Below are 16,496 nucleotides of genomic sequence, written 5' to 3'. Positions count from 1 at the left end.
TCTGAGGTGGAACAACATCTTCAAGGCATGAAGCGGCAGTTCAAAAGCCCGCTTTCAGAAGGGCAAAAAGGGCTGTGGATGCTTCAAAAAATGTCTCCTGAAATGAGTGCTTATCATATTCCTTTATGCTTTCGCATCACTAAACCAATACATGCAGAGACGTTCAAGAAAGCCCTTCTGTTTGTACAGAGACAATATCCTGTTTTAACCAGTGTGATTCAAGAGGAGAATGGCATACCATTTCAAACGGTTCAGTCTTCAGAGGCTCTTTCTTTTGAGGAAGAGGATATATCGAATATGAAATCAGCAGAGATACTGCCTTTTCTAAAAGAAAAAGCAAAAGTACCTTTTCGTTTGGAAGCTGGTCCGTTATGGCGCACACATCTTTTTCAGCGGTCAAACGAAGAATGCATTTTGCTCATCACGATTCACCATATCATATTTGACGGTGTGTCGATGCTGACTTTGATATCGTCGCTTTTCGAGGCGTATCAACATTTGCTGAATGGGGTTGAACCGGTGCAGCAGACGCTAACGGCTGATTATTATGATTTTGTCAAATGGGAAACCCGGATGCTGAATGGCAGAGAAGGGGAAGAGCATCTCGCTTACTGGAAAGAACAGTTGTCTGGGAATCTGCCAGTTCTTGATCTTCCGGCTGACCGTCCGCGGTCTTCCGCGCGAAAATTCAAGGGGCAAGCTTATAAAAGCTTGCTCCCCCATTACCTGAGAAAACAAATCAAATCGTTTGCCCGCACGTATCAAGTGAATGAATCGGTTGTGTTGCTGTCCATTTACAAAGTATTGCTGCATCATTATACAAAACAAAAGGATATCATTGTCGGCGTCCCAACAATGGGGCGGCCAGAAGATGGTTTTGAATCTACTATCGGATACTTTATCAACATGATGGCTGTTCGGAGCAGGAATCTCGGATCTCAGCCATTTACAGCATTCATTCGGGAGCTGCAGCTGACAATGGCTGACGGTCTGGACCATGCGGCGTATCCGTTCCCTGCATTGGTAAGAGAGCTGAATGTAGACCGCTCGGCAGCGGATTCGCCGGTTTTTCAAACAGCCTTTCTGTACCAAAACTTCTTTCAGACAACAGGCTTACAAAAAGTGCTCGAATCATATCAAACGCTTGGCATTGAATATATGGAGGATATTCGGCAAGAGGGAGAATTTGAGCTGGCACTCGAAATATATGAGCAAGAAAATGATACAGTGCTTCATCTTTTGTACAATCCTGATCTATATGAATTGTCCTCCATTGAAGGTATGATGGAGAACTATATGAAGCTCGCGCAGCACATGATGGAGGATCCGTCTTTGCCGCTTGAAACTTACTCTTTTCAGTTAAATCAAGAACAAAATAGTTTGCTGGAACAATGGAATGCGACAGGGACAAACACGCCAAATGACAAGTGTATACATGAAGTATTCGAGGAAAAAGCGAAACAAAACCCGGATGCGGTTGCTGTGATTTTCGAAGACAGGTCTCTTACATATAAAGAACTAGATGAAAAAAGCACATCTGTGGCAGTCTATCTTCAACATCAGGGGGTTGGACCTGAACACCCTGTTGGAATTTGTACAGAGCGTTCGTTTGATATGATTATCGGGATTTTAGGAATACTGAAAGCCGGCGGAACGTATGTGCCGTTAGATCCAAGCTTCCCGCAAGAACGGTTAAAGTACATGCTCGAAGACAGTCAGGCATCCATTGTCCTGACCCAACCTAACGTTCGTCATTCGATCAGCCGATTAACTGGCAGCGATGTAAAAGCAATCGATATCGAGTTGGCTTGCCGAAACGGTTATACAGATCAGCAAAGCAGCGATTTAAAGCGGGAAGTAAAACCGGAGCATCTCGCCTATATCATTTACACATCGGGAAGCACAGGACAGCCTAAAGGGGTAATGGTAGAGCATCGAAGCATTATGAATACCCTGAATTTTCTAGAATCTCACTATCCCGTGACTGCTGAGGATGCATATTTACTGAAAACGAACTATGTGTTCGATGTATCGATTTCGGAATTATTCGGATGGTTTATCGGAAACGGCCACCTTGTGATTCTTCCGCCTAATGGAGAAAAATCACCGCAGCTGTGTATGGATTATATAGAAAAATACCGAGTGAGCCACATTAATTTTGTGCCGGCTATGCTGCATGTCTTTTTAGAAACCGCGAAAGACAACAAGCAGCTCACAGAGGATGGACCGCTCAAGTATATGATGGTTGCAGGCGAAGCTTTCCCTAAAGAATTAGTGAAAAAGGCGGTATCGATCTTTAAAAACTGCCGTGTTGAAAATATTTACGGACCTACGGAAGCCGCCATTTACGCTGCGTATTTCGGATGCGGAAAAGGAGACATCGCAAGTCACCATACACCGATTGGAAAGCCTGTCTCCAATGTGAAAATTCATATTGTGGACCGGCATTTGAAGCCTGTCCCGATCGGAAAACCAGGTGAGCTTTGTATTGCGGGAGCCGGTTTGGCAAGAGGCTACTATCATAAGCCTGGCCTTACGGCTGAAAAATTTATTGATAATCCGTTTGAACCGGGGACCAAGCTTTATAAATCAGGTGATTCAGCAAGATGGCTTCCTGACGGCAACATAGAGTATTTAGGACGGATTGACAGCCAAGTCAAAATACGCGGTTTTCGCGTCGAGCTTGGCGCAATAGAAACAAAGCTGGGTGAATTTCCGGGCATTTTAGATCAGGCGGTTGTGGTGAAGCAGCTGGAAGGCCATCAACAGCTCGCTGCTTATTATACAGAGAAAAGCGGACATTCCCCTGCAGATCCAAAAAAATTGCGCCGGCATCTAAAATCCAGTCTGCCGGAATATATGATACCTTCACACTTTATCCGCTTAGATAAGATGCCGTTATCGCCTAGCGGGAAAGTGGACCGTAAAGAACTGGAAAAACGCGAGATCGTTTTCAAAAGAAAGAAATCAAATCAATTGCAGTTAACGGAAATAGAGGATCAGGTGCTTCATATTTGGGAGGAAACGCTCAAGGTCAGCGGCTTTGGGCTGGAAGACGGATTTTTCGATGCGGGCGGCGATTCGCTTCTGGCTGTAGCCGTGGCTGAACGAATCAAAAAAGAATTGGATTGTGAGTTTAGTGTCACTGAGCTATTCGAGCATTCCACGATCCGTGCCATAAGCCAATACATTTTGGAAATGAAAAACGCAGATCAAGCCATAACTCAAATTGAAGACAATCATGATCTCAAAGAAGATGGAAAATACTCGCAGCAGACGATTCCTTCCTATTTTGACGATAGTGTTGCGATTGTGGGGATATCCTGCCAGTTTCCTGAGGCGAAGCATCATCATGACTTTTGGAATCGTATCAAAGAAGGCAAAGAAAGCATTCAGTTCTTCTCTGAAGAAGAGCTTCGCGAAAACGGAGTTCCGGAAGAATTGATTCAACATCCTGACTATGTGCCTGTGCAATCTGCGATCGAGGGGAAAGATTTATTCGACCCTGGTTTCTTTCAAATTTCTCCGAGAGATGCTGAGTATATGGACCCTCAGCTCCGCCTTTTATTGCTGCATTCCTGGAAAGCGATTGAGGATGCAGGATATGTGGCAAATGAGATTCCGGCTACAAGTGTATATATGTCTGCAAGCAGCAATTCATACAGAACGTTATTGCCGAAGGAGGCAATAGAAGGGCATGAATCACCTGATGGCTATGTCTCATGGGTTTTAGCCCAAAGCGGAACCATCCCGACGATGATCTCACATAAGCTCGGATTAAAAGGGCCAAGCTACTTTGTTCATTCTAACTGCTCTTCATCACTAGTCGGCTTGTATCAGGCATACAAAAGCCTGACATCAGGTGAATCTCAATATGCGCTTGTCGGAGGCGCAACATTGCACGCACAATCAGCGATCGGCTACGTGCACCAAAAAGGGTTGAATTTTTCAAGCGACGGACATGTTAAGGCCTTCGATGCTTCAGCAGACGGAATGGCCGGGGGCGAAGGCGTAGCGGTTATCCTGCTGAAGAAAGCTGTGGATGCCGTAAAAGACGGAGACCATATTTATGCCATTATGCGCGGAATAGGCATCAATAATGATGGGGCAGATAAGGCCGGCTTCTATGCGCCAAGTGTAAAAGGCCAAACAGAAGTGATACAGCATGTATTGGAGCAAACCAACATTCATCCCGAAACGGTCAGCTATATTGAAGCGCACGGAACGGGAACGAAATTAGGCGATCCTATTGAAATGTCCGCATTAAATAAAGTGTACAAGCAATACACGGACAAAAAACAATTTTGCGGAATTGGTTCAGTGAAAACGAATATCGGCCATTTGGATACAGCTGCCGGGCTAGCCGGATGCATTAAAGTTGCGATGAGCTTATACCATAATGAACTTGCACCGACCATCAACTGCACTGAGCCGAATCCGAATATAAAGTTTGAAAGCTCGCCTTTTTATGTAGTCCGTGAACGAAAGCCATTAGAGAAACGAGAAGGTGTCCATCGGGCGGCTCTGAGCTCATTCGGTCTTGGCGGCACTAACGCCCATGCTATTTTTGAGCAATATGAAAACATCTCTGATATGAGAGCGGAGAACGAAGGCAATCCGCCCTATCTCATTCCTGTATCGGCAAAAAATAGCGAGCGGCTCCTAGCATACGTGAAGGAACTGCTGATCTATATCAGTCAAAACGAGCAAGCGCATATGTCTCTAAGAAATATTGCATACACCTTCCAGGTCGGACGGGAAGCAATGGACAGCAGGATCATTTTTATGGTGAACGATCTGGAAGAATGGAAACAACAGCTGGAAGCTTTTGTGAATGGAAAGACCCTAGCAGAAGGCAGTATCCAAGGAGAAAAAACGAGAATGACATCCGCTGAACAGCTGCTTGGAAACGCTGAAGCAGAAGAACTGGCTTCATCACGAATATCAAAAGAAGAATTGAAAAAGCTTGCTGAGATGTGGGCAAAAGGCTTTCATGTTGAATGGCGCAGACTTTATCCAAATACGAAGCCGCGCCGTATCAGTTTGCCGACGTACCCTTTTGCTGAAGAACGGTACTGGCCTGAAAGCAGCACCAGCAATGTAACAACAATTGAACCATCGTGTTTGCATCCTTTGGTGCACCATAATACATCGGTTCTGTCAGAGCAGCGGTTCAGCTCCATCTTTACAGGACAAGAGTATTTTATTGCCGAGCATATCATTAAAGGCATGGCAATTTTGCCGGCAGCGGTCACGCTTGAAATGGCAAGAGCCGCGATAGAACAAGGAATTGGCGGTTTAGAAGGTCAAGAAACCGGAATCCGCCTGAAAAATGTTGTTTGGATGCGTCCAGTTGTAGCAGGAAATGAGCCAGTTCAAGTAAACATCGGACTTTATGATGAAGACGGCGGACATATTCTTTATCGGATGTATGGTGAGCCGGAATGTGCTGATGCAGAACCGGTTGTATATAACCAGGGGATAGCGGAATTGATTCAGATAAAGCAAGAAAAAGCGCTGGATCTTGCTGAGATCAAAAACCGATGTGATCAAAACAGGTTGGACGCTGCCCTGTTTTATGAAGGAATGATCGGTGCCGATTACGGTCCTGGCTACAAGAGTGTAGAAGCCGTATATAAAGGCGATGGCCAGCTGCTTGCCAAATTATCACTGCCGGAATCTGTCATGCATACGTCAGACGATTATGTTCTTCATCCAAGTGTAATGGATGGGGCGTTACAGGCGGCTGAATATTTGCAAAACGTCGTTAGGGCGGAGCTTTCACGCAGTGAAGACTTTAAGGCGGCACTCCCATTTGCCTTGGAGGAACTTGAGATCTTTCAGCAATGCGTTTCTGACATGTGGGTTTATGTTCAATTCAATTCGAAAAACAAACCGGGGGATCTGATACAGAAAGTCGATATCGATCTATGCGATGAGCATGGCACGATTTACGTGCGGATGAAAGGTTTTTCGACGAGAGTAATGGAGGCTGATATACAAACCGAACCATCAAAAATGAACGCTGAAACTTTATTGCTTCAGCCCGTTTGGCAAGAACAAAAGGCAGCTGACGGAGCAGGTCCAAAAAAATATGCAGAGCACCTCGTGTTCCTATGTGAATATGATCAAGAGACGAGAAAACAGATTGAAGCAGTACTCAAGGGTGTCCATGTTTTCAGCCTGGAAGCAAGGCCTTCTTCAATGGAGGCGCGTTTCCATTCATATACGGAACAAGTGTTTAAAAAGGTACAAGAGCTCATTCGCACGAAATCGAAAGGCGACACGCTTATTCAGGTCGTAACCTCTGCCGAAGGAGAACAGCAGGTGTTTTCAGGGCTGACAGGACTGCTGAAAACAGCCGGACAGGAAAATGCCAAACTAACCGGCCAAATGATTGAAGTCAGCAGTGAAGAAAGCGGAGAAAGCATTGCTGGCAAACTGAAAGAAAATCAAATGAGCAGCGATTCATATATCAAATATCAAAACGGCACTCGGTACATTGCTGATTGGCGTGACATCAAAACGGCCAGCCGTGACATCAGCAAGCCGTGGAAAGACGATGGCGTTTATCTCATTACAGGAGGTGCCGGAGGATTAGGCCTTATTTTTGCAAACGAAATCGCTGAACAAACGAAGAATGCGACAGTCATTTTGACAGGCCGCTCACCTCTTAGCGAAAGCAAAAGGAAAAAGCTTAAAGAGCTTCGCGACAAGGGGGCTGAGGTCACCTATCGGCAAACAGATGTGTCCGATAAGATTGGAGTCTGCCAGCTCATCGACGAAATTCAGAAAACGTACGGCCGTCTAGACGGCATTCTTCATAGCGCGGGAATCATCAAAGACAGCTACATGGTCAATAAACCGGCAGAAGACCTGCACGACGTGCTGGCGCCTAAAGTAAAAGGGCTTGTTTACCTAGACGAAGCGAGCAAGGACTTGCCATTGGACTTCTTTATTCTCTTTTCCTCTCTTTCAGGAAGTTTAGGAAGCATTGGTCAATCTGACTATGCGGCAGCCAATGTATTTATGGATATGTATGCAGGCTATCGAAATGGGCTTGCCGAAATCAGCCAGCGGCACGGAAAGACACTTTCCATAAACTGGCCGTTATGGAGAGAGGGCGGCATGAAGGTCGACCAAGAAACAGAGAAAAGGCTTGTGCAACTGGCCGGGATTGTTCCGATGAGAGCAGAAAAAGGAATTCAGGCATTATATCAAGCGTTTCATTCCGAAGCAAACCAAGTCATGGTGATTGAAGGCGATGGGCATAAGATAAAACAAAACATGTTCGCAAAAACCGTCTCAGCACCTATGGAAAAGAAGGAAACAGAGAACTTGACTGAACAAGTAAAAAGCATTGATACAGACAGTTTGCTGGATAAAGTAAAGGCGATGTTAAAACGGGAGGTCGCCAAGCTGTTAAAGGTCAAGCTTGAAACGATTGATGATCATGCCGAGATGACGGTGTATGGATTTGATTCTATCTCAATGACGGAATTCACAAACCATATGAACCGCGCCTATAAGTTAGAGCTGACGCCAACCGTCTTTTTTGACTACCCGACGATTCATGCGTTTGGCAAGCATTTGGCCGAAGAATATCAAGCGGTATTTGCGAACACATTTGCTGTGCGCGCTGTATCGGCTCAGGTTCAGCCTGCTGCCAAACAGGAGCAAGCCTTGCATGTCAAAGCTAAAAGACGCCGAAAGCAGCAAGTCATACTGCCAAACGCCGCACAAAGTGATGCTGGCCATGAGCCAATTGCGATTGTAGGCATAAGCGGGATTTTCCCTATGGCGAAAGATGTTGATGCGTTCTGGGAGGCTTTAAAAGAGGGCCAAGACTGCATGACGGAAATTCCGAAAGACCGCTGGGATTGGCGGGAATATGAAGGGGATCCGGCGAAGGAAGGCAATAAAACGAATGTAAAATGGGGCGGTTTTATCGACGGAATTGCCGATTTTGATCCATTATTCTTCGGCATCTCCCCGCGTGAAGCTGAACAAATGGAACCTCAGCAGCGCTTACTGTTGACTTACGCCTGGAAAGCGATCGAAGATGCAGGATATTCGGCGAAACGTCTGTCAGGCACAAAAACAGGCGTCTTCATTGGAACCGGAAATACAGGGTACAGCTCCCTTTTGTCAAAAGCCAACTCGGCAATAGAAGGCTCAGCGGCAGCCAATACGAGCCCTTCAGTCGGGCCGAACCGGGTCAGTTATTTCCTGAATCTTCATGGGCCGAGCGAACCGATTGATACAGCTTGCTCCAGCTCATTGGTGGCTATCCACCACGCCATCTCTTCAATTGAGGAAGGCACTTGTGACATGGCATTAGCCGGCGGCGTGAATACGATTATCCTTCCTGAGGTGTATATCAGCTTTGATAAAGCGGGCGCACTCAGTAAAGAAGGAAAATGCAAGACATTTTCAAATCAAGCCGATGGTTTTGCCCATGGGGAAGGGGCCGGCATCGTATTTCTGAAAAAGCTAAAAGCGGCTGAAGAAGCGGGAGACCACATTTACGGAGTCATAAAAGGCAGCGCAATTAATCACGGCGGCCGTGCAGCGTCTTTAACGACGCCTAATCCGAAGGCGCAGGCGGATGTCATTCAGTCGGCATATCAAAAAGCGGGTATCGATCCGAAAACCGTGACCTACATTGAAGCGCACGGAACCGGAACGGAGCTTGGAGACCCGGTTGAAATTAACGGATTGAAATCAGCTTTTCAAGCATTGGGTGTGAATGAAGGCGATTCATCAGCCAATCCTTATTGCGGACTGGGGTCTGTGAAGACAAACATCGGCCACTTATCGCTGGCAGCAGGTGCAGCAGGGGTTATTAAAATATTATTGCAGCTTAAGCATAAAACCTTAGCGAAAAGTCTTCATTGCGAAACCGTGAATCCGTACATTCAGCTGAAAAACAGTCCGTTCTATATCGTACGGGAAACGGAAGAATGGAAAGCGCTGAAAAATGAACAGGGGGAAGAACTGCCTCGCCGAGCAGGTGTCAGTTCATTTGGGATCGGCGGCGTAAACGCCCACGTGATCATTGAGGAATATATTCCAGAAGCAGCCGATGAGATGATACCGTCCATCACACCTGAACATCCGGGTATCTTCGTTTTATCGGCTAAAAATGAAGCGCGGCTAAAAGAACAGGCACAGCAGCTGGCTGATGCGCTTGATAAGGAAACATATAGAGACGCAAATCTTACCCGCATCGCTTATACCCTGCAAGCAGGACGGGACGCGATGGAAGAACGTCTTGGGATTATTTCCGGTTCCGTTGAGGATTTGCAGCAAAAGTTAAAAGACTTTGCAGCAGGCAAAAGCGATGTGGAAGATTTATTTAGAGGCAGGATTGATAAAGGCACACTGCAAATGCTGACAGAGGACGAAGAGATTCAAGAAGCCGTCGAAAAATGGATGGAACGGGGAAAGTACGCAAAACTGCTTGAATTATGGGTAAAAGGGTTTGATGCAGACTGGACGAAACTGTATGGCGAGAATGTGCCTAAGCGTGTCAGCTTGCCGACATATCCTTTCGCAAAAGACCGTTATTGGATCTCTGATCATATAGAAAAAAGCGGCAGCCCTGTAGCAAACAAAGACACTTCCCGCCTTGGCGCAGCCGTGCTGCATCCATTAATGCATCAAAACACATCGAACCTCTCGGAACAAAGGTTTAGCTCAATCTATACGGGAGAAGAGTTTTTCCTTGCCGATCATGTAGTCAAAGGCCAACGGATCTTGCCGGGAGTGGCGCATCTTGAATTGGCGCGGGCTGCCGTTGAGCAGGCGGCAGAGGTACAAGGTGTTCCGTGCACCATGAAGCTAAAGAACGCGGTGTGGGTGCGCCCCATTGTTGTAGAGGGCCAGCCTCAGCACGTACACATTAAGCTTTTACCGGAGGAAAATGGTGAGATTTCCTATGAAATCTACGGTAATCCAGACATTGCGGGCGAACAGTCAATCGTCTACAGTCAAGGCAGCGCTGTATTGAGTCCTGCTGAAAATCAGCCGGCGGTTGATTTGCAGTCCTTGCGGGAGCAGTGTCAGCAAAGCCATTTCAGCGTTGACGAAGTATATGACACCTATCAAATGATCGGTTTTGAATATGGTCCTGCTTATCGCTGCATGGAAAAAATCTATACAGCCGAACATTTTGTTTTAGCAAGATTGTCATTGCATCCGTCTGCTTTAAATACGCTCAGCCAATACAACATGCATCCGGGGCTGATGGACTCTGCTTTGCAGGCGTCAAGCATTTTGACAGGCGCCGGAGATAACCAACTGACACTGCCTTTTGCGGTTCAGGAGATTGAAGTCTTTGGAGCATGCTCGTCAGAAATGTGGGTATACGCAAGATACAGTCAAGGCAGCAAGGCAACTGACAAGGTACAAAAGCGGGATATTGATATGTTAGATGAGAACGGCAAAGTTTGCGTACGGCTGAAAGGATTATCTTTCAGAGCAGCGGAAGGCGGAAATGGATCGACGGAACCTGATCAAATGCTGGAAACCTTGATGTTTGAAGAAAAGTGGGTGCCTAAGGATTGTGAAAAAGAACATTCTGAGCCTCATTACGAACGGCACATTGTCATGCTTTGTGACATGAATGGACTCACAAAAGACAGCATTGAATCAAGAGTTAAAGGAGCGGAATGCATCGTTTTGGATACTTTCCGCGAAGGACTGGCAGAGAGATTCCAAGATTATGCCGAACAAGCGCTTAAGACGGTACAGGATCTTCTCAAAAGCAAGCCGCAAGGCAATGTCCTGATTCAGCTGCTTACTTCTGCAGAAAGAAAGCAGTACTCATTTTCAGGGCTATCGGCGCTCCTTAAAACCGCCAGCCTGGAGAATAAAAAATGGATAGGCCAGACGATTGAAATCGATTCAAACGAAAACATTGAAAGTATAGCAGAAAAACTGAGAGAGAATAAAAGACACGCAGGAGATCAGCGCATCAAATACGAAAAGGGCAAACGGTACATCAATGATTTGCGTGAAATGCAAATGGCTGATCGGGAAATAAGCCTGCCGTGGAGAGATAAGGGAGTATACCTCATCACAGGCGGCGCAGGAGGACTTGGGTTTATTTTTGCAAAAGAGGTTGCTCGTCAAGCTGAACAGCCTGTGCTCATTCTGACAGGCAGATCTGCATTGAATGCGGATCAAGAGACGCAGCTAAACGAACTTCAGCGATTAGGGGCCCGAGCAGAATATAGGCGGGTTGATGTGACGCAAGCGGAAGAAGCCTCCGGGCTCATCACAAGCATTACGTCTGATTACGGAGACTTGAATGGTGTCATTCACAGCGCAGGCCTGATTAAAGATAACTATCTCATGAACAAAACCAACGAAGAACTGACACAAGTTTTTGCTCCTAAGGTAAAAGGGCTTGTGAATGTGGATGAGGCAACCGAGCATCTCGCGTTAGATTTCTTTATCCTCTTTTCTTCAATATCCGGTGTCGCCGGCAGCGCGGGGCAGGCGGATTATGCGCTGGCTAATGCGTTTATGGACAGTTATGCAGCTTATCGAAATGGGCTCGTGACCGCCATGTACAGGCACGGGCAAACGCTGTCGATCAATTGGCCGCTCTGGAAAGAAGGCGGCATGCGCGCGAATAAAGAAATTGAAAACATGACTTTGAAAAACACAGGTGTGACTCCAATGCGAACTGAGACCGGCATTCAGGCGCTGTATAAAGGTTTGGCATTCGGCAAAGATCACGTCATCGTCATGGAAGGGATCAGAGACATGATGAGGGAAAAGCTGACTCAAAAGCCGTCTTCTGATGATGTGCCAATGCAAACAGCGCAAGTACCGGTGACACCTGAAGCCAGGATGGGTCAAGACCATTTGTTTGACCACATTCAAGAAGCTTTGAAGCAAACAATCTCTCAATTGCTCAAAATCAAACCTGAAGAGATTGACACGGATATGGAGTTTAATCAATATGGTTTTGATTCGATTACGTTAACTGAATTCGCAAATACACTGAATGAGCAGTACAAGCTGGATCTCACGCCTACGATCTTCTTTGAGCACGCAACTGTTCATGCATTTGCAGCGTATCTGTCAGAAGAATATCCGAATGCTTTTACAGCAGCCCAATTGTCTAACGAATCTGAAATGCCGATACAGCCTGTCAAACAAAATATAAAAAATATGACGTTTTCGACTGAAAACCGCTTTGTAAACCCTTCGGTAACGCCAGTAGAAAAGACAGCTGATCATAGGCCTGAGCCTATCGCGATTGTCGGGATGAGCGGTGTTTTCCCGAAGGCAAAGGACATCGAGGAATACTGGAAGAACCTGAAAGCGGGCGCGGATTGTATTACAGAGGTTCCAAAAGACCGCTGGGATTGGCAGGAGTATTACGGAGACCCTCTAAAAGAATCGAATAAAACAAACGTCAAATGGGGCGGTTTTATTGATGAAGTCGCTGACTTTGATCCATTGTTCTTCGGCATATCGCCGCTTGAGGCTGAGCAGATGGAGCCTCAGCAACGCCTGTTAATGACCTATGCGTGGCAGGCGATAGAAGAAGCGGGGTACTCAGCGAGAAGCCTGTCAGGAACCAAAACGGGCATCTTCATTGGGACTGGAAACACGGGGTATAGTTCACTGCTGTCAAATCTAGACATAGAAGGCTCAGCAGCTGCGAATATGAGTCCTTCTGCCGGACCGAATAGGGTCAGTTATTTCCTGAACATTCATGGACCGAGCGAACCGATAGATACTGCATGCTCAAGCTCTTTGGTCGCCATTCATCATGCGGTATGCGCAATTGAAAACGGAAACTGTGAAATGGCGATTGCAGGAGGTGTCAACACAGTCGTAACGCCGCAAGGCCATATCGCTTATGATAAGGCCGGGGCGCTGAGTAAAGAAGGAAGGTGCAAAACATTTTCTGATAGAGCCGATGGGTTCGCAGTCAGTGAAGGCGCCGGCATTCTCTTCCTGAAAAAACTGACAGCGGCTGAACGAGACGGTGATCATATTTACGGTGTCATCAAAGGAAGTGCGGTAAACCACGGAGGCCGCGCAAACTCTCTGACGACTCCTAATCCGAAGGCTCAGGCGGATGTCGTAAAAACAGCATATGAAAAAGCGGGAATCGATCCAAGAACTGTTACTTACATTGAAGCGCATGGAACCGGAACAGAACTTGGTGATCCAGTAGAAATCAACGGCCTGAAAGCGGCATTTCAAGAGCTGTATGAAAAAACGGGTGACCCGGCTGTTCAAGGCAGCCATTGCGGACTTGGGTCAGCGAAAACTAACATCGGTCATTTATCACTGGCGGCCGGTGTGGCGGGTGTCATTAAAGTGTTATTGCAGCTAAAACATAAGACGCTTGTAAAAAGCCTGTACAGTGAAACCATCAATCCGTATATCAGACTGGAAGGCAGCCCGTTTTATATTGTGCAGGAATCCAAAGAGTGGGAAGTGCTGCAGGATGAAGCTGGCCGAGAGCTGCCACGGCGCGCCGGCATTAGTTCATTTGGCATAGGCGGCGTCAATGCCCACGTGGTCATTGAGGAATATATTCCAAAAGAAACCACTCGATCTGCACAAGCGCCAGCTGTGACAGCACAACACCCGGGCATCTTTATCTTGTCAGCAAAGGATGAAAATCGTCTGAAAGACCAAGCCCAGCAATTAGCAGACTTTATCAGCGGCCAACCTGTCACATCTCGTGATCTCACTGATATTGCTTATACACTCCAAGAAGGGCGTGATCCAATGGAGGAAAGATTAGGGATCATCGCTGTCTCGGCGGAGGACTTGCTGGAAAAACTGAACCTCTTTATAGCCGGACATGCGAGTACGAAGTACATGTCAGGCAGAGCGGACAAAGGGATTGTACAGACATTGAGATCAGATGATGAAATACAGAAAACGCTCAAAAGCAGCTGGGAGCCCGGAACATATGAAAGGCTGCTTGAATTATGGATAAAAGGCATGGAAATAGATTGGAGTAAACTGTATGGCGGCAAACAGCCGAAACGCATCAGCCTCCCAACCTATCCATTTGCAAAAGAACGCTACTGGATAACGGATATGAAAGAAGAAGCAGTCACGCATCATGAACCAAATAGTTTCGAAACAGCAGCATTGCACCCGCTAGTACAGTCCAACACATCCGATTTGTCAGAGCAGCGTTTCAGCTCGACCTTTACAGGTGCTGAGTTCTTTTTCACCGATCATAAGGTGAAGGGAAGCCCAGTCATGCCGGGTGTAGCATATCTTGAGATGGTTCATGCCGCCGTTTCGAGAGCAGTGAGAGAACTCAAAGATGAGCAAGCTGTTATCCATATCAAAAATGTTGTGTGGGTGCAGCCGATTGTGGCGGGCGGGAAGCCTATTCAAGCCGATATCAGTCTAGATCCCCAGCAGGACGGTGAGATGGCCTTTAACATCTATACTGCGGATGGGCACAATGGGCGGAAAATACACTGTCAAGGCAGTGCTGCAATCAGCCGAGCAGGAGGTATTCCAGTTCAGGATATCAGCATGCTTCAAGATCAATGCAGTCTAAGCACCCTTTCCCACGAGCAATGTTATGAATTATTTAAGGCAATCGGCATTGACTACGGACCTGGTTTTCAAGGAATAGATCGGCTTTATATTGGCCGTAATCAAGCCTTGGCAGAGCTTTCCCTGCCTCTTGGTGTGTCTCACACGCTGGACAAATTTGTTCTTCATCCAAGTATGGCAGACTCTGCTTTACAAGCATCAATCGGGCTGAAACTGAATTCCGGTGACGAGCAGCTTTCCCTGCCTTTTGCGCTGCAAGAGCTCGAAATATTCAGCCCGTGTACAGATAAAATGTGGGTTTCTGTGACATCTCGTCCAAATGAGGACAGAATACAGAGACTGGATATTGATCTCTGTGATGAACAAGGCCGAGTGTGTGTGCGAATCAAGGGTATTTCCTCAAGGGTGCTGGAAGAAGACATACAACCGCAAGATGAGCCGAAGTCACCGGATGTCAAGACATCTCTTGATGGAGCGCTTCTTATGGCGCCGGTATGGGATCAAGTTCAATTGGTGAAGAGCGTCATGCCGCCTGCTGATGAGCGTGTTGTCATCCTCGGAGGGGAAGACAACAGCAGAAAAGCTGTTCAAAGGCAGTATCCGTTTGCCAAAGGGGTGCACATTGAGCCGAACACATCGATTCATGAGATTGCTGACCAGCTTGAAGCACTCGGATCGTTTGACCATATTGTGTGGCTGTCTCCTTCTCGTGTGACAGAATGTGAAGTCGGTGACGAAATGATTGAAGCCCAAGGTCAAGGCGTGATTCAAATATACAGAATCATTAAGGCGATCCAGTCTTTAGGCTATGGAGAGAGGGAGATACGCTGGACGGTCGTGACGGCGAACACGCAATATGTTGATCAGCATGATATTGTCGATCCGGTCGATGCTGGTGTGCACGGCCTGATCGGTTCGATGGCAAAAGAATATCCAAATTGGCAGACAAAGCTGATTGATGTCACGAAACATGAGAACTTGCCTGTGCCTGAAATCTTTTCCTTGCCTGCTGATGAAGAAGGGAATACTTGGGCCTACCGGAATAAGAGCTGGCATAAATTGCGTTTGATTCCAGTGCACAACAATCAACCGGTGCAAAATAAGTATAAGCGCGGAGGCGTTTATGTCATTATAGGCGGCGCAGGCGGAATTGGCGAAGTCTGGAGCGAATATATGATCAGAACATACCAGGCGCAGATCGTATGGATTGGCAGAAGAAAAATGGATCCAGCTATTCAAAGTAAACTCGACAGACTTTCGCACCTGGGGCCTGCCCCGCTTTACATTCATGCTGATGCGGCTAACCGAGAGGAATTGGAGCGCGCTTATGAAACAATGAAACAAATGTATCGAGAAATCAACGGCATCATTCATTCTGCTATTGTCTTGCAAGACCAAAGCCTGATGAACATGAACGAGGAATGCTTCAGAAACGTTCTTTCTGCAAAAGTAGATGTCAGTGTGCGAATGGCTCAAGTTTTCCGGCATGAACCACTGGACTTTGTTTTGTTTTTCTCTTCCGTGCAATCGTTTGCGAGAGCTTCGGGACAAAGCAATTACGCTGCCGGCTGCAGTTTTAAGGATGCTTTTGCACAGCGGCTTTCTCAAGTATGGCCTTGTGCAGCAGCCGTGATGAATTGGAGTTATTGGGGAAGCGTCGGTGTGGTTTCCTCACCGGATTATCAGAAGAGAATGGCTCAGGCAGGCATTGGCTCTATTGAAGCCCCTGAAGCTATGGAGGCATTGGAATTGCTGCTCGGAGGACCGCTACAGCAGCTGGTGATGATGAAAATGGCAAACGATATGAATGATGAAGCGGAACAGATGGAAGAAACAATTGAAGTTTACCCGGAAACTCACAGCTCAGCCATTCAAAAGCTGCGAAGCTATCACCCGGGTGACAGCACAAAGATTCAACAACTGTTATAGGAGGG

The 16,496-nt window shown here is 46.8% G+C and carries 1 protein-coding gene; it reads left to right on the top strand.

From position 1 onward, the window contains the following. Positions 1–27: 27 nt before the first annotated feature. Positions 28–16,491 carry a non-ribosomal peptide synthetase gene (locus JMN17_RS05380; RefSeq protein WP_202327735.1) on the top strand — a complete coding sequence of 5,488 codons (16,464 nt, stop codon included), beginning with the start codon at positions 28–30 and terminating at the stop codon, positions 16,489–16,491. The last annotated feature ends 5 nt before the right edge of the window (positions 16,492–16,496 follow it).

This window comes from Bacillus sp. RHFS10 (assembly GCF_016757475.1).
Lineage (GTDB): Bacteria > Bacillota > Bacilli > Bacillales > Bacillaceae > Bacillus > Bacillus subtilis_G.
Note: the sequence above shows the minus strand (reverse complement) of the source record. Positions and strands in the feature narration are given on the sequence as shown.

Excerpts from the sequence above, each read along its gene's own strand:
- JMN17_RS05380 (WP_202327735.1), top strand. The coding sequence starts at position 28 with ATGAAGCGGCAGTTCAAAAGCCCGCTTTCAGAAGGGCAAAAAGGGCTG.